Source organism: Methylobacterium terricola (assembly GCF_006151805.1).
Lineage (GTDB): Bacteria > Pseudomonadota > Alphaproteobacteria > Rhizobiales > Beijerinckiaceae > Methylobacterium > Methylobacterium terricola.
On sequence record NZ_VDDA01000028.1, the window covers coordinates 35,376 to 56,194 of the forward strand.

Here is a 20,819-nt window from a genome sequence, read left to right on the forward strand (position 1 = left end):
CACCTCAGTAGGAACGCGGCATGCCGAGGACGTGCTGGCCGACATAGGCCAGCACGAGGTTCGTCGAGATCGGGGCGGTCTGGTAGATGCGGCACTCGCGCCACTTGCGCTCGATGCCGTACTCCGTGGCGTAGCCGAAGCCGCCATGGGTCTGGAGCGCCGTGTCCGCCGCGCTCCAGGTCGCCTCGGAGGCGAGGAGCTTGGCCATGTTGGCCTCGGATCCGCAGGGCTGCCCGGCGTCGAACAGGGCGGCGGCCTTGCGCGCCATGAGGTCCGCGGCCTCCAGCGCCACGTGCGCACGGGCGATCGGGAACTGGATGCCCTGATTGGCGCCGATCGGCCGGTTGAACACGACGCGCTCGTTGGCGTAGGCCACGGCCCGCTGGATCATGTAGCGCCCGTCGCCGACGCACTCGGAGGCGACGAGGATCCGCTCGGCATTCATCCCGTCGAGGATGTAGCGGAAGCCCTTGCCCTCCTCGCCGACCAGGGCGGAGGCCGGGACGCGCAGGTCCTCGATGAACATCTCGGTCGTGTTGTGGTTCATCAGCGCCTTGATCGGGCGGATGTCGATCCCGTTGCCGCGGGCCTCGCGCAGGTCGATCAGGAAGACCGAGATGCCGTCCGTCTTCTTCTGAACCTGGTCGAGGGGCGTCGTGCGGGCGAGCAGCAGCAGGAGGTCGGAGTAGCGGGCACGGGAGGTCCAGACCTTCTGCCCGTTGATGACGTAGCCGTTGCCCTCGCGCACGGCCCGCGTCCTGAGCTGGGTGGTGTCCGAGCCGGTGGTCGGCTCGGTCACGCCGAAGGCCTGGAGGCGCAGCTCGCCCGAGGCGATCTTCGGCAGGTACTCGCGCTTCTGGTCCTCGGAGCCGTGCCGCAGGAGGGTGCCCATGATGTACATCTGGGCGTGGGCCGGGCTCGCCACGCAACCGCAGGCGTTGATCTCCTCCAGGATGACGGAGGCGGCCCGCAGCGGCAGGCCGGCACCGCCGTACTCCTCCGGGATGAGGGCGGCGAGGAACCCGCTCTCGGTCAGTTCGGTCACGAATTCGGACGGATAACCCGACTCCTCCTCGAGCTTCGCCCAGTACTCCATCGGATACTTCTCGCAGATCCGGCGCACCGAATCGCGCAGCTCGGGATAGTCCTTGCCGATATCGAGCATGACGTCTGGCTGGTTCATGGCGCAATCTCACGAAGCGAGGGCGGGAGGCGTGGCCGTGCGAAGGCCGGTCGAATAGGTCTTGGGCAGGCCGGCGCGGGCGATCGCGCCGCTGTAGCGCTCGTCTCCGAGCCAGCCCTCGACGTCGCGGCGCAGGGCGAGGAGCGCCGGGATGTCGAGGCCGGTGGCAAAGCCCATGCTGTCGAGCATGAAGGCGGCGTCCTCGGTGTTGATGTTGCCGGTCGCCCCCGGCGCGAAGGGGCAGCCGCCGAGCCCGGCAAGCGAGCTGTCGAAGGTGCGCACGCCCGCATCGAGCGCCGCCGCGACGTTGGCGAGGCCGAGGCCGCGCGTGTCGTGGAAGTGGCAGACCACCCGCCGCCCCGCCGCGATGCGAAGGATCGTCGGCAGGAGGGCCTTGACCTGGGCCGGGTTGCCGTAGCCGACGGTGTCGGCGACGATCAGCTCGTCGGCGCCGCCCCCGGCCACCATCGCGGCGACCTCGAACACCCGGTCGGGATCGACGTGCCCCTGGAGCGTGCAGCCGAAGCTCGTGGCGAGCCCGACGCCGAGCACCATGCCGCTCCCGGCCGGCGTCGCCTTCAGGGCGGCGATCCGCTCGAACTCCGCGATCGCCTCGTCGGTCGAGCGGCGCACGTTGGACCGGCTGTGGGCTTCCGAGATCGACAGGACGTAATTGACGTGGGTGAAGCCGGCCGCGAGCGCCCGCTCGGCTCCCTTGAGGTTCGGCACCAGGGCCGAGGCGGTCACGCCGGTGAGCTCCGGCAGGATCGCCGCGAGCGCATCGGCGTCGGCGAACTGAGGCACCACCTTCGCCGGCACGAAGGAGGTCAGCTCGATCTCGCGCAGACCGGCCTCCTTCAGCCGCAGCGCCCATTCGCGCTTGCGCTCCGTGGGGAGGAAGCGGGCCGCCATCTGGATGCCGTCGCGCAGGCCGACCTCGCGCAGGATCGCGTGTTCCGGCATGGGCTACTCCCCCCGGAAGCGCGGCTTGCGCTTCTCGTTGAAGGCACGCACGCCCTCGTGCCGGTCCTGCGTCGCGACCATGCGGTTGTAGCACTCGATCTCGAAGGCGAGACCGTCGGCGAGCGACATCTGCAACCCGCGGTGGATCGACTGCTTGGCCTGGCGCACGGCGATGGGCGCGTTGCCGGCGATCCGCCGCGCGGTGGCGAGGGTGGCCTCCAGCAGCTCCGCCTGCGGCAGGACGCGGTTGACGAGGCCCCAGTCGCAGGCTTCCCGCGCGGTGAAGGGCAGCCCGGTGAGGATGATCTCCTTGGCCCGCCGCTCGCCGAGCGCCCGCGGGATATTCTGGGTCCCGCCGGCACCGGGCATGATTCCCAGCGTCACCTCGGTCAAGGCGAAGCGCGCGCTCTCGGCCGCGTAGGTGAAGTCCAGGGCTGCCGCGAGTTCGCAGCCGCCGCCGAAAGCCGCCCCGTTGACCGCGCCGATCAGGGGCAGCGGGCAGGCGACGACCGCGCGCAGCATCCGCTCGAACATGGCGTGCTGGCGCAGCCACTGCGCGTCGGTCATGCCGTTGCGCTCCTTGAGGTCGCCCCCGGCGCAGAAGGCCTTCTCGCCAGCGCCGGTGACGACGATCGCCCGCACGCCGTCCGTCTCGAGCTGGAACCGCTCGAAGAGGTCGAGGAGTTCCTCGCCCATGCGGGTGTTCATCGCGTTGGCGGCCTGAGGCCGGTTCAGCCGGACCAGAAGCAGGTCGTCGTCGATCCGCTCCAGCCCGAGGGTCTCGTAGGTGGCGTTCATTCGTGATCCTGCAGAAGGCTCGCGTTGTGGGCACCGAGGGCGGGCGCCGCCCCGCCCGCGGTGGGGCGGGCGTCGTCGAGCGTGATCGGCAGCCCGACCCATTGGTGGCCCGCCCCTTCGGTCAGGATGCCCACGGCCTGCGTCTGCGGGTGGGCCCAGACCTGATCGATGCGGAGCAGCGGGCAGTTCGGCACCTGGGCGGCATCGAGGGTGGCGCCGAGCACCGAAGCGCTCAAGGCCCGGATGGCGGCCGCGATCCGCGGCACGAGCTCGTCGCGCAGGAGCACCCGCTCGCGGTTCCGCGCGAAGCGGGGATCGCGCCCGACCTCGGCGAGCCCCGGGATCGCCTCGCACAGCCGCGCGAAGAGCTTGTCGTTGCCGGCCGCGATCATCACCCAGCCGTCGCTCGCCTCGAAGGCCTGGTAGGGGACGATCTCGGCGAGGCCCGACCCTTGCGGCTTGCGCACCTCGCCCGACACCGCATGCGCGGCGAGCGGGATCGTCATCCAGGCGAGCCCGGTCTCGAAGAGCGAGGTCGACACCCGGGCGCCGGTGCCGGTCGCACCGCGCTCGCAGAGCGCCGCGAGGAGGCCGATGACGGTCCACATGCCCGCGCCCATATCCACCAGGGACACGCCGACGCGGACCGGCGCCCGGTCGGCCTCGCCGGTGATCGACATGATCCCCGAACTCGCCTGGGCGAGCGGGTCGTAGCCGGGCTTGCTCGCCAGCGGGCCCGACTTGCCGAAGGCGCCGATGTCGCACCAGATCAGCCCGGGCTTCTCCCGGCGCAACGCATCCGCCTCGATGCCGAATTTCTCGAGGAGGCCGGGCCGGAGGTTCTGGATGACGGCGTCGGAGTCGAGGATCAGACGCGTCAGGGCCGCCTTCTGCGCCGGGTCGGAGAAGTCGAGCGTCACGCTCTCCTTGGAGCGGTTGAGGGCGTGGAAGACGGTGGCGTCGTCGCCGAGGAAGGGGGGACCCCAGCCGCGGGCGTAGTCGCCGGTCGCCGGGTTCTCGACCTTGATCACCCGCGCGCCGAGCTCGGCCAGGATCAGGCCGGCATAGGGCGCGGCAACCGAATGGCCCAGTTCGAGAACGGTCAGGCCGCCAAGGGGTGCGGTACGCTGCAAATCGTTGCTCCTCATCGGCAAGTCTTGCTTCTTCGTGGGATAGTGGGGGGACGAGGTCACAGGTACTCCTCGGCGAGCGCCGCCCCTTTGATCTCCTCGGTCCGGCCGGAGCGCCGGATCTGACCGGAGCGCATCACGTGGCCGACTTGCGCGATCCGCAGCGCGGGACGGGCCATCTGCTCCGTCATCAGCACCGCGATTCCCTCGTCCCGCATCCGCTGGACCGCGGCCGAGATCTGCCGGATCCACACCGGGGCCAGGCCGAGGAACGGCTCGTCGAGCAGCAGCAGCTTCGGCCCCCCGCTCATCGCGCGGGCGATGGCGACGAGCTGCTGCTGGCCGCCGGACAATTCGCCCGCCGCCTGGGCCTGCCGCTCGGCCAGGAAGGGGAACGTGTCCACGAGCCCATCCCAACGGCGGGCCTGCTCGCGGGGCGTGAGACGCACCGCGCCGGACAGAACGTTGTCCTTGACGCTCATGCTCGGGAAGACGCGACGCCCCTCCGGCGAGTACCCGATCCCGCAGCGGGCACGGGCGTCGCTCGGCAGCCCGGCGATGTCCCGACCGTCGAAGGTGACGCGCCCGCGCGCGGTGCGGACGAGGCCGATCACGGCGTTGATCAGGCTCGACTTGCCGGCGCCGTTCGCCCCGATCAGCAGGACGGTTTCCCCGGCGCCGACGTCGAGGTCGATCCCCTCGACGGCGCGGGTGCCGCCGTAGGAGACGTGGAGGTCACGAATGCTGAGCATCGGCATCCTCCTCGTCCGTGCCGCCGAGATAGGCATCGATCACGTCCTTGCGGTTCAGGACCTCGCCCGGCGGCCCGGCCGCGATCAGGCGGCCGCCGTCCAGCACGATGACCTGCGGGCACAGGCGCCGGATCAGGTCCATGTCGTGCTCGACGAGCAGGATGCCGCACCCGAATTCGCGCTGGGCAAAGCCGACATAGGCGTCGATGTTGGCCCGTTCGGACTTCTCGAGCCCGGCGGCCGGCTCGTCGAGCAGCAGCATCTTCGGCTGCGTCGCCAGCGCCATGGTCAGGCCGAGCATCTTCTGGAGGCCGTAGGGCAGGACCTCGGCGTGGCGCCTCCAGCACTCGATGAGCCCGAACCGGTCGAGCAGGGGAGCCAGCCGCTCGAGCACCGAGCGGTCGCGCTTCGCGAACCGCAAGGCCGCGATGAGGTTGTCCTCGACGCTCGATCCGGCGAATGTCGCGGTCTGCTGGAAGCTGCGGACCAGGCCCTGATCCGCATTCGCGTAGACGGGGCGGCCGTCGATCCGCGTGTCGCCGAGCAGGACCTGACCCGAACTCAGCGGCAACCGGCCCGACATGATGTTGATCATCGTGGTCTTGCCCGCACCGTTGGGGCCGATGACCCCGAGCAGGCCGGCCGGCGGCAGGGTGAAGCTGACGTCGTAGAAGACCTTGAGGCCGCCGAACGCCTTCGAGATGCTGTCGGCGCGCAGGGCGCCGGCCGAAGCGGTGAGGCTCGCGCTCACGATTTCACCCCCCGGGCTTGAACCGCGGCGATGGGAGCGACGCGGGCGGGCGCCGCAGGCGAGGCCCGCCGCATCCGCCCTGCCGCCTTCGCGGCGAGACCGATGACGCCGCCCCGCGCCACGAGCGTGACGACGATGATGAGGAGCCCGAACAGGCCGGGGGACAGTTCGCCCTTGAGGGCGAAGAGGTCGGTCGCCGTCACGAGGAGCGCGGCGCCGGCGAGCGTGCCGAGGATCGCGCCCTTTCCGCCCACGATGGTGTAGGTGATGTAGCTCACCGAGGACATCGGTGCGAAAGAGGTCGGGTGCGCGGTGAGCAGCATGTTCACCAGCGCGAAGCCGGCAAGGCCCGAGACCCCGGCCGCGACCGAGAAGGCCAGCGCCTTGTAGCGCCAGCAGGCCAAGCCGAGGCTCTCGGCGAGCACGTCGTTCTTCTCGATCGCGGTGAACTCGTAGCGGAAATGCCGGGTGAACAGCGCGGTGATCGTGAAGCCCGCGAAGGCGAGACCCGCCGTGGTCAGGAGCACTTGGCTGTTGTCCATCAGCTCGATGCCGAAGAGGGTCACCGCCGGCATCCCGACGAGGCCGTTGGAGCCGCCCGTCAGGGGCGCTGCCTCGAACAGGAGTAATTGGACGATCTCCGTCAGCACGAAGGTGACGAGAACGAAGTAGACCCCCTTCAGGCGCAGGATCAGCCAGCCGAGCGGAACGGCACAGAGGGCCGGCATCACGAAGGCGGCGACCCCGAGCAGGATGGCGTCGGTCACGCCGAGCTTCAGGCTGAGGACAGCGACCGTATAGCCGCCGATCGCCATGAAAGCCGGCACGGCGAAGCTCATCAGATCCATGCGCAGCATGATGTAGACGCCTAGCGCGGCGGTGGCCGCGATGAGGATCAGGTTCGTCTGGGAGAGGATCTGCGGGTTGCGGGTGAGCACCGGCACCGCGAAGGCGAAGCCAACCAGGCAGAGCGTCGCCCATTCGTAGCCGCCGAGGAGGGCGGGGCGGCGCGCCTGCGGGAGGCGCGTGATGGATGCCTGGTTGCTCATGCCCGCCGCACCTCCCTGCCGAGAAGGCCCTGCGGGCGGACCACGAGGATGAGGAGGACCAGGACGAAGAGCGCCAGCGCTCCCTTCGAGCCGCCGAGATAGACTGCGGCGTAGGCCTCGACCATGCCGACGATGAAGGCGGCAACCGTCGCACCGGCTACGCTTCCGAGCCCGCCGAGGATGACGGTGAGGAACGAGAAGGCGAGCACCGGATCGCCGACATGAGGAGCCAGCGCGAGGATGGGGGTGACGAGCGCACCCGTCAGGCCGGCAAGGCCCGTCGCGAGGGCGAAGGCGAAGGGGAACAGGGCCCGCGTGCGCATTCCCAGCGCGCTCGCGACCGCCCGGTCCTCCGCCATGGCGCGCATCGCCCGCCCGATGCCGGAGCGGTAGATGAGCCAGTAGACGATGACGATCGCCGCGAGGCAGACGCCGATGACGACCATGTTCGCGTAGGGAACGTAGGCACCGCCCGCCCGCCACACGCCGGTGATCGGAAACGAGAACTCGGGCGATTCCGGACCGAAGAGGAGCAGGATCGCGGTCGCCATGACGAGGTAGAAGCCCATGGTGACCATCAGGGTCGCCTGATGGTCCTCGATCACGCGCTCGAGGATGAGCGTCTCGAACAGCCAGCCGAGCGCTGCCGTGGCGAGCGTCGCGGCGAGCACGGCGACGGGGAAGGGCAGCCCGAGCACGACGGAGCAGTAATAGGCGACGTAGCCACCCATCACGTAAAACCCGCCATGGGCGAAATTGACGACGCCCAGGATGCCGAAGATCAGGGTGAAACCGAGCGCCAGGAGCGCGTACTGGGATCCGAGGCTGATCCCGATCAGCCCCGTGGCAATGAGATTGTCCATCGTTCCTCCGAAAATCGGTCTTTCGCAGATCAATTTTCCTTGACGGCCGCGGCGTGGATGTAGTCCTGGACCTTGCCGCCGCGGACCTGCCCGATCGCGAACGGGTAGGACATCTCCTGATTGATCCCGAAGAACTGCTGACCGATCCAGTATCCCTTGCCGATATTCTCGTCCTCGACCGGCAGCTTGCGCATGGCGTCGGCAATGGCCTGAGGCTTGTCGATCGACTGTGCGGCCTGAGCGGCCTTGACCATCATCCGCGCTGCGAACACCCAGCGGAAGAAGTCGGCGTTCTCCGGGCGCGGGGCGCCCATCAGGTCCTGGTGCTTCTTCTCGAGCGCGCGCAGGCCCTCATCCATCGCGACGGGCTCGTACCAGAGGAAATCCTTCAGCACCTCGATGCCGCCGGCCACGCGGGCGATCTCCTCGAAGCCCGGCCCGCCGAGGCGAAAGATCGGTCCTGCGAAACCGGCCTGGCGCAATTGCTTGATGATGATGCCGGCATCGCCGGCCGGCGAGGACGCCAGATCAATCGCTCCCGGATTGGAGCGGAGCACGCGCGTGACGATCGGAGCGAAGTTGGTCGTACCGCGCTGGTAGTACTCTTCGACGACGCCTACGCCCTTCTTCTTGAAGATCTCGGCGTTGACGCCCGCGACGTCCGTCCCGCCCTGGTCGTTCGGGGCGACGATGCCGACGGAGGAGAAGTCGTAGTGTTTCCGCCCCTCGTCGATGATCGGGCCGGCCCATCCGGACGGACCCGGGCCGATATGGAAGACGTTCGGCCAGCGCGGGCCGATCGAATCCCTGGCGAAGCTGTTGACCATCGCGACCATGCGGTTGCGCAGGGCCACGGGCTTCATCCCGGTCACCTCGGGCGAACCGACGGGTCCCACGATCACCGCGATGCCGTCGGCAGCCAGCGCGTTCATCGCGGACGCCGCCCCCTCGGCAGTGTACTTGGAGTCGATCGCTTTCACCGAGACGGTGCAGGGCGTACCGCCGATCACGAGGCGGCGCTCCTGCGCCGTCTCCTTGGCGACGAACTCCAGTGCTCCCCGCAAGGCGATGCCCCATTGGGCAGCAGGCCCCGACAGGACGGCCGGTGCGCCGATCTTGAGTTCGCAGGCCGATCCCGCACCACAGAACGTGACGGATGCCAGCAATGCGCCGATTGCGGCGCGCTGAGCGCGAAGCGCCATCATGTCTCCTCCCGTGCGGCCCTCCGCAGAGCGCCGACTCGATCCGCCAGCGGGCCTCTTCGTGCCCCTCGTCCGGATCATGAGGAAACCCTAGAGGGGCATACCAAGCGCTGTCAATAAAACGTTTCAAATTTCTGTCTCTGGCTACCCACGCCCTTCAACGCTGTCCATGATCGTGGCGCGTCGAAGAGCATTGAAGCCGGACATCCTTCTACCGCCATTCATCACGTCCTAGTCGCAGCCTCACATCCCAGGCCGCACCTGGCATGAAACGTTTCATGCAGGGGAGCCGCCCCCCCCCCGGAGAGCTGCGCCCTTCCAACCTCACCACGGACACGGACCCTGCGAGGGCTATGAGCCGAAAGACCAGGAGCGGGACGACAAGGCCATGGCGATGCTCGGCGAGCACGTCCGCAACCTGGAGCGCAGCCTGAACAGCGTCGCCGCTGCGACCCATGGCGCAGGAAGCACTGATCACTATCCGCGAGAGCACCGCCGGCCGCGCCTCATCTGCCACGTCAGCCGGATCCAGCCGCCACGACGGACGTCACACAGCTCGAGCGCGATCTCGAAGCCGCCTCAAGTTCCATCGCCGCCCGACGCGCGGCCCTGCGGTCGAAGCCCGCTTGAGCCAGCACAGGACACGGACATGTCGGACCTCTCCCTCTTCATCTCCCTGACCAAGGTCGACGCCGAGCAACGCCTGGTCTATGGCGTCGCCACGGCCGAGACCCGAGCGAGATCAGCCTCGTCGATCTCCCCTGCCTGCCCTCCGCCACCTTTCAGGTGCTCACGGCCGACGGCGCTGCCGAGACCAAGCACTTCGCGCCCGCGGTTACGGTGACGCCGCCCGCGCCCAGCAACGCGGACGTGGTCGCCTGTGCCGAGGCCCTGGCGAAGGCCGCCGGCCGGAAGGGCAAGCCCAGCGACTTCATCGCGCCGGCGCAGGTCGACGGCCGCACGGAGGAGGGCCGCCGCTTCGCCGATCTCGTGCATGACCTCACCGCGGAGCGCCCTTCGGACGGCCGGCGCGTTGATCGTCGGTTCCCAGGGGGAGCGCAGGGAAAGACCCACGATGTCCGACACGCCGCGCCCCGGTGACGACCCGTTGCCGCCCGTCGGCGCCGAGCCCCCCGATCCGATCGAGATCGGCCGGGGTCGAACCCCGCTCGGCCGGGCGGCGTGAGGGCGGCGTCCACCTCCGTACGGTCGAGCGCCCCGCTCGGGAGGGCCAGGCTCGACGGAGAAAGGGCCCGTTCGCTCCTCCACCCGACATCCTGAAGGCACGACGTCCGTCACCGCCGGCAGGTCAATCGGCTCCGTCGTCGGGGATGTTCAGCGTGGTGCCGCAGGCCTTGCAGTGCACCGCGTCCGGCTCGTGCCGCTGCAGCCCGCAGGTCGGGCAGGAGAAGCGCACCTTGTAGGGCCGGAACACCACCTGGGCGAGGCGGAAGAACAACGTCACGCCGCAGATCATCACGAACACCGAGATCAGCCGTCCGGACGTGCCCGGTAGCGTGATGTCGCCGTAGCCCGTGGTCGTCAGCGACGTGACGGTGAAATACAGCGCATCGACCGGACTGCCGATCGCCGGGTTGGTGCCGTTCTGCGAGACGTAGACCACGCCGGTCATCACGAACACGAACACCACCAGGTTGGTGGCGGCGAGGATCGCCTCCTCGTTGCGCTGGAAGACCGGGCTGTCGTGGCGCAGCCGGTCGAGCAGCTGGTAGGTGCGCAGCAGGCGGAGCGTGCGCAGGATGCGCAGGAAGCCGACGCCCTGCATGATCATCGGCGCCAGGAACGAGGCGATGGCGATCACGTCCGTCCAGGTGCTCAGGCGCAGGAACTCGCGGGCGGGCGCCCGGCTGATCGCCAGGCGGGCGAGGAAGTCGGTCAGCACGCCCAAGCCGAGCACCACGTCGCAGGCGACGATCCAGAGCGAGAGCGGCAGGAACGAGGTCACGATGACGAAGGCGACCGTCGCGATGTCGAAGGCGAGCAGGGCGTAGCGGAAACGGTGCGCCTGGTGGGTGTCGCCCTCGTAGAGGGCCTGGAGCCTGGCTTTGAAGGGGGGCATGGGTCCGGCCGAAGGAGCGGGGACGGACCCATACCGCATCCGGGCCGGGCGCGCCCGGCGGCGCGTCCCGGAGGACCGCCGGTCCGGCGGCGGCCCTGGGACGACCGCCGCGGGAGACCGGGGCCTCAGCCCAGCACCACCACCTGCGCGCCCACCGGCACCCGGGCGTAGAGGTCGATCGCGTCCTGGTTGATCATCCGGATGCACCCCGACGAAACGCTGCGGCCGATGCTCTCCGGCTCGGTGGTGCCGTGGATGCGGAACAGCGTGTCCTTGTTGTTCTGCCACAGGTAGAGGGCGCGGGCGCCGAGCGGGTTGCGCGGGCCGCCCGGCACGCCCAGCCCGCTCTGGAGCTTGGACACGCTGCGGGCGAGCGCCGGCTGGCGGGCGATCATCTCCTTGGGCGGGTACCAGTCCGGCCAGGCCTGCTTGGAGTTGATGGTGGCCGCCCCGTTCCAGGCGAAGCCCTGGCGGCCGACGCCGACGCCGTAGCGGCGGGCCCGGCCGCCTTCCTGGATCAGGTAAAGGTGGTGCGCCCGCGGATCGACCACGATGGTGCCCGGCGCGTAGCGGCCGCCATAGGCGACCTCCTGGCGCAGGAAGGACGGGTTGGCGCGGCGCCAGCGGAACGCCGCGACCGGGAACGGCTCGGTGTCGAGCGCCGCGTAGGCGCGGGCATAGTCGATCGGCCCGTCATCGACCACCACCGTGGGGGACGGGTCGGCGGTGCCCTGCGGCGGCGAGACGCTGCGCCGGCCGCCCCAGAAGGAATCCTCCTCCGGCGCCGGCTCGGCCGGGACGGGCTGGCCGCGATACGGATCGGCGCCCTGTCCGCCATAGCCTTGGGTGCCGTAACCCTGGCCGCGCGTATCGTAGAACGCCCCGTCATCCGCCGGGACCGGATCGCGCGAGCGCCGGCGCCGGACGGGGGCGAAATCCTGGTCCGTCCAGGCGAGGGCGGGACGCGGCAGGGCGCCCGCCAGCAGCGTCGAGGCGAGGCCGGCAGCGGCGCCGGAGACCAGGAGGCGGCGGTTCTTGTCTGTCATGGGAGGTCTTGACGATCGTTCTGACACAACGGGGCGCCGAATGGCGCAATGCAGCAACAGCTAGGGCATTTCCCCGCCGAGGGGAAACCGCTCCCTCGGGAAAAACCGTCAGGACCAACGGGCTAGCGCGATATCCGGGCGAGTGTGGCGCGGGTGCAGCCCGCGCCTCGCCGCCTTGCCGGGCGATGCGGAGTCATCCGGCAAATCGCGTGCAATACTTTTTCTAGTTCGTATCTCCACCCGCGAATTCTGTCGTGACGCATATCACCTGTGGTTGACGCGCGCGACAACACGTGTCCTCCTGCGCTGGTCACTTCGATCTGGTGCGCCATGACCAACGATGACCCGACCCGATCGCTCGACCTGATCGAGCTCGCCGCCGACGTCGTGTCGGCCTATGTGGCGAACAACTCGGTCCCGGCGACGGACGTGCCGGGGCTGATCGCGGCGGTCCATACGTCGCTGAGCCAGCTCGGTGCGGCGCCGGCGCCGGAGCCCGAGAAGGCGACGCCGCCGGTCCCGATCCGCCGCACCGTCACGCCGGACCACATCATCAGCCTGGAGGACGGCAAGCCCTACAAGACGCTGAAGCGCCACCTGGCGGGCCGCGGCCTCACCCCCGAGCAGTACCGCCAGAAATGGGGCCTGCCGCCGGACTATCCGATGGTCGCCGCCAACTACGCCGCCCAGCGCTCCGAACTCGCCAAGAGCTCCGGCCTCGGCCAGAGCCGGCGCGGCCGCGGCGCGGCGCTGCGGACCGCCGCGGATCCGGTGGTCTCCGGCCTGGCGCCGGGGAGACGCCGCGGCCATTGAGCCGCCGCCGCGATGAGCGGAGGCCGAAAGGCGCGCTCATCGTCCGTTCAGGTCGTTAGTTCTTTCCTGGGCGGGCAGGCGGTCCTGGCGGCCGCCTTCACCTGAGGAGAGATCCGACGATGATGCACGTCAAGGTGCTCGGGATGGCTGCCCTCGTGGCGGGCGGTGTGGTGGCGGGCGGTCTTGGCCTCGCCTCGACCGCGCAGGCTGCCCCGATCGGCCTCGGCGCGGCGGGCACGCTCGCGACGGAGGCGGGCGTAATCCCGGTGGCCGGCGGCTGCGGCCCGGGCTTCGTCCCGAACCGCTTCGGCTATTGCCGCCCGTTCTACGGGCCGCGGCCGTTCTACGGCCCGCGCCCCTACTCTTACGGCCCACGGCCGTACTGGCGGCGCCCGTATGGCGGGCCGCGCCGATTCTATTACGGCTACTGATCCGTACCGCAGGACGAGCGAGGCGCCCGGCCGGCCGGTCGGGCGCCTCGCCGCGTTTGGGGCGACGGGCGATCCGCGGCCGGCCTACCCCGCCCGCGCCGCCGGCTTGCGCCCGAACGGGTCGAACTCGATCACCGGCGCCTTGCGGCCGTGCAGGGCCGGCAGCACCCGCTCGCCGAAGGCGTCGATGAAGGCCGGCTGGCTGCCGCCGACCTGGTGCAGGTCGATGCTGTCGAAGCCGAGCGCCGCGCAGGCCGCGATGCGCTCGGTCAGCGCCGGCAGGTCGTGCGAGATCAGCACCGCCTCGTGCATGTCCTCCGGCCGCAGGAAGCGGGCGGCGGCCTCGAAATCGGCCGGGCGCGGCAGCTCCCAGGCCACCGAGGACGGCAGGGCGTTGAAGCGCCACTCGGCATGGGCCTGGTGCAGGGCCTCGGCCGGGTCGGGGGCGTAGCTGAGGTCCATCTTGAGGAAGACCGGCTTGTCGGCGCCGCCATTCTCCCGGAAGGCGTCGACGATCGGCCCCAGGGCCTCCGGGCTCGTCCCGACGGTGAGGAGCCCGTCGGCCCAGGTGCCGAGCCAGGCGGCGGTCTCGACGCTGGTGGCCGCGCCCACGAGGCGGGTCGGTGTCTCGGGCAGCGACCACACCTTGGCGTCCACCGCGGTCAGGCGGCCGCGCTGGGTCACGGTCTCGCCGGCGAGCAGCGCCCGCATGATCTCGGCGCCCTCGCGCAGGCGGGCGTTGCGTTCCGCCTTGTCGGGCCAGGGACCGCCGGTGGCGCGCTCGTTCATCGCCTGGCCGCTGCCGAGCGCCACCCACGGCACCCGGCCGGGGAACATCTGGCCCAGCGTCGCCACGGCCTGCGCCAGCACCACCGGGTGGTAGCGCCAGCCCCCCGGCACCGAGATGATGCCGAAGGTCAGCCGCTCGGTCGCCTGCAGGGCGGCGCCGAGCCAGGCCCAGGCGAAACCGGACTCGCCCTGGCTTGGCGACCAGGGCTGGAGATGGTCGGACGAGAAGGCCCCGTCGAAGCCGGCCTGCTCGGCCCGCTGGGCGAGCGCGAGCAGCGACCTAGGCGGGCACTGCTCGTGCGAGATGTGGTAGCTGTACAGGGTCATCGCGGGGCTCCCGGCCCGGGGAATGTCCGAGCCCGGGCGGTCGTTCCGGGCGGGCGCGGTTGCGCCGCGGGGCAGAACCGCTCCTCGCTACATCCCCACCGCGACCCGGCGGCTGTTGCCGCGCTGCAGGTTGCGGTAGCGCGCCAGCGCCCAGAGCGGGAAGAACTTCGCGTAGCCGTGGTAGCGCAGGTAGAACACCCGCGGGAAGCCGGTGCCGGTGTAGAACTCCTCGCCCCACAGCCCGTCCGCGCCCTGCGTGCGGGCGAGGTAGTTGATGCCGCGGGCCACCGCCGGGTGGTCGGCCTCGCCGGCCGCCATCAGGGCGATCAGCGCCCAGGCGGTCTGCGAGGCGGTGCTGCCGGCGCGCTCGTAGCCGCGATATTCGAGCTTGTAGCTCGCCGCATCCTCGCCCCAGCCGCCATCCGGGTTCTGGATCGCGACCAGCCACTCCACCGCCTTGCGGATCGGCGCCGAGGACGGGTCCTGGCCGGCGGCGTTCAGCGCGCAGAGGGCCGACCACGTGCCGTAGATGTAGTTCATGCCCCAGCGGCCGTACCAGCTGCCGTCCTCCTCCTGGTCGGCGAGCAGGTAGTCGACGGCCCGGGCGAGGGCGGGGCTCGTCGCCTTGGTCTCGCCGAGCTGGGCCAGCATCGAGATGCAGCGGGCGGTGACGTCGGCGGTCGGCGGATCGAGCAGCGCGCCGTGGTCGGAGAACGGGATGTAGTTGAGGTAGTGGTAGGTGTTGTCGGCGTCGAAGGCGGCGAAGCCCCCGTCGCGGCTCTGCAGGCCCTCGATCCACTCGCGGGCCCGGGCGATCGACTGGGTGTAGTCCGAGCCGCCCTCGCCGGGGCCGAGGCGGGTCTGCGCCCGGTCCATCGCCATCGCCACCACGGCGGTGTCGTCGAGGTCGGGATAGTGCGGGTTGTTGTACTGGAACGCCCAGCCGCCCGGGCGCACGTCCGGCTTGCGGGCCGCCCAGTCGCCCTTGATGTCGAGAACCTGGAGCGGCTTCAACCATTCGAGGGCGGCGCGGGCCTGGCGCTCGTTCTCGGGGCCGCCGGCCTCCATCAGGGCGTGGGCGGCGAGCGCCGTGTCCCAGACCGGCGACAGGCAGGGCTGGACGTAGGCTTCGTGCTCCTTGACGGTGACGAGCTTCTCCACCGCCGAGCGCGCCGTAACGACCAGCGGGTGGTCCTCTGGATAGCCCAGCGCCTCGTACATCAGCACCGAGTTGGCGATGGCCGGGAAGATGGCCCCCAGGCCGTCCTCGCCGTTCAGCCGCTCGCTGACGAAGGCCACGGCCTTGTCCACCGCCTTGGCGCGGGGCCCGGCCGGGAACAGCGGCTCGACCACCCGCAGGATGTCGTCGATGACGGCGAAGACCGGACGCCAGGGCGAGGCCTCCTGGGCGCCCGACGGCCAGCGCCGGATCCGCGCCGGATCCTGGGTGAACAACTCGCGCACGCCGATCCCGCGCGGGTTCTTGGCGCGGGGCTTCTTCATCTGCAGGATGAAGAGGGGCACCATCACGGTGCGGGCCCAGTACGACACCTTGTCGAGGTGGAACGGGAACCACCGCGGCAGCAGCATCACCTCGACCGGCATCACCGGCACGGCGCTCCACGGCACCTCGCCGTAGAGGGCGAGCAGGGTGCGGGTGAAGACGTTGGCATGGGCCGCGCCGCCGCGCTGCAGGATCGCGTCCCGGGCCCGGCGCATATGCGGGGCGTCGGGCGAATCGCCGATCATCTTCAGGGCGAAATACGCCTTGACGGTCGCGCTCATGTCGAGCGGACCCTCGTGGACGAGGGCCCAGCCGTGGTGCAGCGGGCTCTGCGTCCGGCGCAGGTAGACGGCGATCTTCTCCTCCAGCTCCCGCGGCGGGATCGACGCGCGGAAGTGGTGGTAGAGGATGTACTCGGACGGGATGGTGGCATCCGCCTCGAGCTCGAAGCACCAGTGACCGTCGGCCTGCGCCAGCTGCGTCAGCGCCCGGGACGCCGCCGAGACCCGCCGCTCGACCTCGTCGAGGGTGACGTCCTGCGTGCTCTTGCGGTGCAGCGTCTCGACCTTGCCCACGGTGTCTCCGCCTTCCTCTCCGGCGCGCGGTGTCGCCCGCCGCCCTGCCGCTTCGAATTGTTTTCGCGGCGCACAAACGCCGCCCACGCTCACGCTGTTCCGGAACTCCGGCCCGGCGTCAAGCGGCTCCGCGCAACGCAGCGTTGCCGCCGCTGCCGGCGCCCATACCTGTCAGCACCTGCGCGGCGGTGGCGCCGGAGCGGATCGCCCCCTCGATGGTCGAGGGCAGGCCGGTGGCGGTCCAGTCGCCGGCGAGCGCCAGGTTCGCGACGTGCGTCCGCGCACCCGGCCGGCGCGCCGCCTCGGCGGGGGTCGCCGCGAAGGTGGCGCGCTTCTCCTTGACGATCTGCCACCGCGGCAGCGGCGCGCCGGCATACCCTGAGAGCCGCGAGACCTCGTCCCAGATCGTGCGGGCGAGTTCGTCCCGCGGCACGTCGAGCAGGCGGTCGGCGCCGCTGATCGTCACCGAGAGCCGGTCGGGATAGGAGAACAGCCACTCGGTCACGCCACCGACGACGCCGAGCAGCAAGGGCGCCCCCGGCTTCGGGGGAAGCGCGAAATGCGCGTTGACGATCGAGCGGTGGCTCTGCGGCGTCTCCAGGCCAGGCATCAGGTCGGCGGCGACCCAGGCCGGCAGGGCCAGCACCGCCGCGTCGTCGGGGCCGAGCACCTCCGGCCCGTCCGAGAAGTCGAGACGGGTCAGGCGCCCGCCCTCGATCCCGAGCGCCCGCAGGCGCCGACCGAGACGCACCTCGGCGCCGGCCTTCTCCAGAGCCGACAGGGCCGGATCGACGAAGGCCGCCGACAGGCCCTCGACCGCCACCAGCGGCCGGCACGCCCGGCCGCCGGCGCCGAGCGTCTCGCGCAGGATGGTGGCGGCAAGCCCTGCATCGCTCTCCTGCGGCTCGGTGTTGAGGGCGGCGAGCAGCACCGGGTGCCACAAGCGGTCCCAGAGCAGCCCCTCGCAGGTCATGCTCTCGCCGATCGTGGCGGCCTTCGTGGCGCCGCGGAAGATGCCGAGCGGCGCGAGGTAGTCGCGGGCGCGGCTGCCCGGCACCCGGCGGCGGGCGTCGAGCACCCACCACGGCAGGCGCCCGGCATTGGGCCGCAGGGTCCAGCGCTCGCCGGTGGCGAGGTCGGCGAAGGCGAAGGCGGCCTCGTCCGGCCCGGCGAGCACGCCGTCCGGCGCGCCGGCGAGCGCCATGAAGTCGAGGGCGTCGCGGTTGCCCGAGAGCAGCAGGTGGTTGCCGTTGTCGATCGTCAGCCCGAGGGCCGGATCGAAGTAGGAGCGGCAGCGGCCGCCGGCCTGCTTGGCCGCCTCGTGCACCACGACGCGCCGGCCCGCCTTGGCGAGGCGCAGGGCCGCCGAGAGGCCGGCGAGGCCGGCCCCGAGAACGTGAACGGTGCCCATCAGACGATCGCCTGACGCAGGAGGACGCCGATCAGCGCGAGCTTGCCGGGCTTCACCCGCGACCGGGGCGCCGCCCAGCCGCGTCGGCGCAGGCCGACGAGGATCAGGTGGTAGGCCGCCCCCATGATCCGGGGCGCCTTGGTGGCCCGGCGCGATTCGCGGTTCATGATCGCCCAGGACGCATCGTAATGGCCCTGCGCCTCGTCGAGGAGCCGGGCGCAGACTTCCGCGAGGCGCGGATGCGCGAGCGCGCTCTCGGGCGTCGGATGGGACAGGCCGATCGCCGCCAGCGGCTCGGCCGGCAGGTAGAGCCGGCCGCGCCCGGCATCCTCGTCGATGTCGCGCAGGATGTTGGTGAGCTGGAGCGCCCGGCCGAGATGGTGGGCGAGCCTGATGCCGGGCTCCTCGGGCAGGCCGAAGATCCGCACCGAGAGCCGGCCGACGGCACTCGCCACGCGATCGCAGTAGAGGTCGAGGGTCGCGGAATCGGGGGCGACGATGTCGGCCTCGGCATCCATCGCCATGCCGTCGATCACCGCCTGGAAATCCTCGCGCTTGAGCCCGAACTGCCGCACCGGCCCGACGAGGGGCTGCGTGCGGGGCACCGGCCGGCCGGCATAGAGGGCGTCGATATCGGCGCGCCAGCGGTCGAGCTCGGCGGCGCGCACCTCGCGGGCGCCGCCATCGTCGGCGACGTCGTCGACGGCGCGGCAGAAGGCGTAGACCGCGTACATCGCGTCGCGCTGCTCGGCCGGCAGCAGCCGCATGGCGGTGTAGAACGACGAGCCGGCCGCCGGCAGAGCCGGGGTCTCGGTCGTGGTCTCGGCTTGGGAGGCGGGCTGGGAGGCGAGGGCGGTCACGGTCGGGCTCCCCGCAGGGCCGGCTGGAGATGGCGGCGGAACGGCCGCCGGGCGAGCGTCGTGGCGGCGGCGCCGAGCGCGGTCAACGCGAAGGCGGCCTTGCCGTGATGGACCGTCTCGCTCAGCGGATCGCGGACCAGCAGGCCGCGGGCCAGCACCACCGCGAGGCGATGGATCGCCGCGATCTCCATGGCGAGGCGCGTGTCGTCGATCAGGTCGGGCAGGGGCCGGCCCTCCTCGAGGAGGTCGAGGCAGCGTTGCGCCAGTTCGGCGATCACCGCGCGCAAGGCCGGGGTCGCGCGATCGGCGCCCAAGTCCTCGATGCGGGCGCCATGCTTCTCGAGCGTCTCGCGCGGCAGGTAGACCCGGTCGATGCTGCGGAAGTCCTTGGCGCAGTCCTGCAGGTGGTTGATCACCTGGAGCGCGGTGCAGATCGCGTCGGATGTGGGCCAGGTGCGGCCCGGATCCTCGCCGTGCACGTCGAGGACGAAGCGGCCGACCGGCACCGCCGAGTAGCGGCAGTAATGGGCCAGTTCGTCCCAGGTCTCGTAGCGGGTCTTGTGCGCGTCCATCCGGAACGCGTCGAGGAGCTCGAGGGCGTGGCGCGGGGCTAAGCCGCGTTCGGCGAGCGAGCGCCGCAAGGGGGCGGCTTCCGGGTCGTCGGGGCCCTTGGCCGTCAGGGCGTCGGCAAGCCCGTCGAGGAGCGCGATCTTGCGCTCCGGCGACAGGCCGGCATTGTCGGCGACGTCGTCGCCGGCCCGGACGAAGTAGTAGAAGTCCAGGATCGGGCCGCGGTGGCGCGGATGGATCAGGTGCGAGGCGACCGGGAAGTTCTCGTCGCGGTGCCCCTTGCCGGAGCGCGCCTCGGTGGCGGTGGTCATCGGATGTATCCAGCCTGACGGAACCAGGCGACGGCATCGGTGAGGCCGTCGCGGTAGGGCCGGGCGGCGTAGCCGAGCTCGGCCCGCGCCTTGGCGTCGGAGAAGAACATGCGGTAGCGCGACATCCGGATGCCGTCGATCGTGGCGAGCGGCGCCTTGCCGGTGATCCGGGCGGCGAGCTCCGAGACGACGGCGACCGGATAGACCGCCGCCCGCGGCAGCCGCACGGTCGGGGGCTTGCGCCCGACGATCCCGGCGATGTCGGCGAGCATGCGCGACAGGAGCACGTCCTCGCCGCCCAGGATGTAGCGCTCGCCGATGCGGCCCTTGTGCAGGGCGAGCAGATGGCCCTTCGCCACGTCGTCGACGTGGACGAGGTTGAGCCCCGTATCGACGAAGGCAGGCATCTTGCCGTTCGCCGCCTCGACGATGATCCGCCCGGTCGGGGTCGGCTTGACGTCGCGGGGTCCGATCGGGGTCGAGGGGTTGACGATCACCGCCGGCAGGCCGTCGCGGGCGACCATCTCCTCGACCACCCGCTCGGCCACCACCTTGCTGCGCTTGTAGGCGCCGATGGCGGTCTCCGGCGTGAGCGGCCGGGTCTCGTCGGCCGGCGTGCCGTCGTCATGCGGCTTGATGGTGGCGACGCTCGACGTGTAGACCACCCGCTCGACGCCGGCATCGAGGGCCGCCCGCATCAGGGCCCGGGTGCCGTCGCGGTTGGTGCGCACGATCTCCTCCGGGTCCGGCGCCCACAGCCGGTAATCCGCCGCGGCGTGGACGAGGTAGCGCATGCCGCGCATGCCGGCGGCCGCGGCCTCGGGGTCGCGCATGTCGCCCTCGACGATCTCGACGTCGGGCCAGGTCAGGTTGGTGCGCGGGCTGGTGGCGCGCACCAGCACCCGCACCGGGAAGCCGGCGGCGCGAAACACGTCCACGAGGGCCGGGCCGAGGAAGCCGCTGGCGCCGGTGATCAGCACCGGGCCGGGCGCGAACCCGGCGCCGGGCGGAGGGGACGACGGGCCGTCTTTCGCCTCGGTCATGCGTTCCTTCTCGGGGGCTCGGGCGGCGGGCCCGACATTCTCGTTCAGCACTCACTTCGGGAAGCCGGGCCGCTTCTGCCAGCCCGGCGCCATGCCCGCAAGGCATGGGCCGCCGATCGCGGACGGGCGTGCCGCCCGCGCATCAGCGCCCTGCCGCCGGAATGAGCCCGTCCGGTGAGACGTCTCAGGCGAGGCGCAGGCGCCCGGCCCGCTCGGCCGCGGCCTCGCGCACAGGCAACGTCGCCTCCACGACCTTGACGATCGAGGCCGCGTCGAGCCCGGCCTCGGCGTACATCCGCTCCGGCGTGTCGTGGTCCTGGTAGCTGTCCGGCAGCGTCAGCGTCCGCACCCGCACCTTGCCCCCGTCC

General features: G+C 71.1%; 21 protein-coding genes. 3 read left to right on the plus strand and 18 right to left on the minus strand.

The genetic code is table 11. The features are described 5' to 3' along the window. Nucleotides 1-4 precede the first annotated feature (4 nt). The 9 genes from FF100_RS30760 to FF100_RS30800 are packed head-to-tail and all read right to left on the minus strand — an operon-like array spanning nucleotide 5 to nucleotide 8,694. Nucleotides 5-1,183, minus strand: a complete 1,179-nt coding sequence (locus FF100_RS30760) for an acyl-CoA dehydrogenase family protein (RefSeq protein WP_139039845.1) — start codon at nucleotides 1,181-1,183, stop codon at nucleotides 5-7. A 9-nt stretch (nucleotides 1,184-1,192) separates the two neighbouring features. Next, nucleotides 1,193-2,146: a hydroxymethylglutaryl-CoA lyase gene (locus FF100_RS30765; RefSeq protein WP_139039846.1), complete on the minus strand. Its 954-nt coding sequence runs from the start codon at nucleotides 2,144-2,146 to the stop codon at nucleotides 1,193-1,195. Between the two features lie 3 nt (nucleotides 2,147-2,149). Continuing rightward, entirely contained in the window at nucleotides 2,150-2,944 is a 795-nt protein-coding gene (locus FF100_RS30770; protein ID WP_139039847.1) for an enoyl-CoA hydratase-related protein, read from the minus strand. Further along, the gene (locus tag FF100_RS30775; RefSeq protein ID WP_246102574.1) at nucleotides 2,941-4,077 is read right to left on the minus strand and encodes a CaiB/BaiF CoA transferase family protein; all 1,137 of its coding nucleotides are present in this window, start codon (nucleotides 4,075-4,077) and stop codon (nucleotides 2,941-2,943) included. The genes FF100_RS30770 and FF100_RS30775 overlap by 4 nt, the downstream gene beginning before the upstream one ends. Before the next feature lie 56 nt (nucleotides 4,078-4,133). Further along, nucleotides 4,134-4,826, minus strand: a complete 693-nt coding sequence (locus FF100_RS30780; RefSeq protein WP_139039849.1) for an ABC transporter ATP-binding protein — start codon at nucleotides 4,824-4,826, stop codon at nucleotides 4,134-4,136. Further along, nucleotides 4,810-5,577, minus strand: coding sequence for an ABC transporter ATP-binding protein (locus FF100_RS30785; RefSeq protein ID WP_246102576.1), 768 nt, complete (start codon nucleotides 5,575-5,577; stop codon nucleotides 4,810-4,812). Before FF100_RS30785 ends, FF100_RS30780 begins: the two co-directional genes overlap by 17 nt. Continuing rightward, nucleotides 5,574-6,626 (minus strand): branched-chain amino acid ABC transporter permease, encoded by a 1,053-nt coding sequence (locus FF100_RS30790; protein WP_139039850.1) that lies wholly within the window; start codon nucleotides 6,624-6,626, stop codon nucleotides 5,574-5,576. Before FF100_RS30790 ends, FF100_RS30785 begins: the two co-directional genes overlap by 4 nt. Then, nucleotides 6,623-7,489, minus strand: a complete 867-nt coding sequence (locus tag FF100_RS30795) for a branched-chain amino acid ABC transporter permease (protein ID WP_139039851.1) — start codon at nucleotides 7,487-7,489, stop codon at nucleotides 6,623-6,625. Before FF100_RS30795 ends, FF100_RS30790 begins: the two co-directional genes overlap by 4 nt. A gap of 29 nt (nucleotides 7,490-7,518) precedes the next feature. Further along, nucleotides 7,519-8,694 (minus strand): ABC transporter substrate-binding protein, encoded by a 1,176-nt coding sequence (locus FF100_RS30800; RefSeq protein WP_246102578.1) that lies wholly within the window; start codon nucleotides 8,692-8,694, stop codon nucleotides 7,519-7,521. A gap of 783 nt (nucleotides 8,695-9,477) precedes the next feature. Between FF100_RS30800 and FF100_RS30805 the strand changes: the two genes are divergently transcribed. Beyond that, nucleotides 9,478-9,792 carry a hypothetical protein gene (locus FF100_RS30805; RefSeq protein ID WP_139039852.1) on the plus strand — a complete coding sequence of 105 codons (315 nt, stop codon included), beginning with the start codon at nucleotides 9,478-9,480 and terminating at the stop codon, nucleotides 9,790-9,792. A gap of 208 nt (nucleotides 9,793-10,000) precedes the next feature. Here FF100_RS30805 and FF100_RS30810 read toward each other — a convergent pair whose 3' ends face one another. Then, entirely contained in the window at nucleotides 10,001-10,771 is a 771-nt protein-coding gene (locus tag FF100_RS30810) for a potassium channel family protein (RefSeq protein WP_139039853.1), read from the minus strand. Between the two features lie 125 nt (nucleotides 10,772-10,896). Further along, nucleotides 10,897-11,817, minus strand: a complete 921-nt coding sequence (locus FF100_RS30815; protein ID WP_139039854.1) for a L,D-transpeptidase — start codon at nucleotides 11,815-11,817, stop codon at nucleotides 10,897-10,899. 330 nt (nucleotides 11,818-12,147) lie between these two features. Between FF100_RS30815 and FF100_RS30820 the strand changes: the two genes are divergently transcribed. Together FF100_RS30820 and FF100_RS30825 are read left to right on the plus strand one after the other, a co-directional pair. Next, the gene (locus FF100_RS30820) at nucleotides 12,148-12,630 is read left to right on the plus strand and encodes a Ros/MucR family transcriptional regulator (RefSeq protein ID WP_139039855.1); all 483 of its coding nucleotides are present in this window, start codon (nucleotides 12,148-12,150) and stop codon (nucleotides 12,628-12,630) included. Nucleotides 12,631-12,749: 119 nt separating this feature from the next. Beyond that, nucleotides 12,750-13,061, plus strand: coding sequence for a GCG_CRPN prefix-to-repeats domain-containing protein (locus FF100_RS30825; protein ID WP_139039856.1), 312 nt, complete (start codon nucleotides 12,750-12,752; stop codon nucleotides 13,059-13,061). An 84-nt stretch (nucleotides 13,062-13,145) separates the two neighbouring features. Here the strand turns inward: FF100_RS30825 and FF100_RS30830 are convergent, their stop codons facing one another. The 7 genes from FF100_RS30830 to FF100_RS30860 all read right to left on the minus strand — a co-directional run. Continuing rightward, entirely contained in the window at nucleotides 13,146-14,177 is a 1,032-nt protein-coding gene (locus FF100_RS30830; protein ID WP_139039857.1) for a TIGR03885 family FMN-dependent LLM class oxidoreductase, read from the minus strand. A gap of 87 nt (nucleotides 14,178-14,264) precedes the next feature. Then, nucleotides 14,265-16,256: a squalene--hopene cyclase gene (shc, locus tag FF100_RS30835; RefSeq protein WP_139039858.1), complete on the minus strand. Its 1,992-nt coding sequence runs from the start codon at nucleotides 16,254-16,256 to the stop codon at nucleotides 14,265-14,267. A gap of 118 nt (nucleotides 16,257-16,374) precedes the next feature. Further along, complete coding sequence (hpnE, locus tag FF100_RS30840) at nucleotides 16,375-17,670, minus strand: hydroxysqualene dehydroxylase HpnE (RefSeq protein WP_139039859.1); 1,296 nt, start codon at nucleotides 17,668-17,670, stop codon at nucleotides 16,375-16,377. Continuing rightward, nucleotides 17,667-18,527: a presqualene diphosphate synthase HpnD gene (gene hpnD / locus FF100_RS30845; protein ID WP_139039860.1), complete on the minus strand. Its 861-nt coding sequence runs from the start codon at nucleotides 18,525-18,527 to the stop codon at nucleotides 17,667-17,669. The genes hpnE and hpnD overlap by 4 nt, the downstream gene beginning before the upstream one ends. Continuing rightward, nucleotides 18,524-19,408, minus strand: coding sequence for a squalene synthase HpnC (hpnC, locus tag FF100_RS30850; protein WP_139039861.1), 885 nt, complete (start codon nucleotides 19,406-19,408; stop codon nucleotides 18,524-18,526). The genes hpnD and hpnC overlap by 4 nt, the downstream gene beginning before the upstream one ends. Then, nucleotides 19,405-20,451 (minus strand): hopanoid-associated sugar epimerase, encoded by a 1,047-nt coding sequence (gene hpnA, locus FF100_RS30855; RefSeq protein WP_139039862.1) that lies wholly within the window; start codon nucleotides 20,449-20,451, stop codon nucleotides 19,405-19,407. The genes hpnC and hpnA overlap by 4 nt, the downstream gene beginning before the upstream one ends. Before the next feature lie 184 nt (nucleotides 20,452-20,635). After that, a partial coding sequence (locus FF100_RS30860; RefSeq protein WP_139039863.1) for a hypothetical protein occupies nucleotides 20,636-20,819 on the minus strand: 184 nt, incomplete at its 5' end.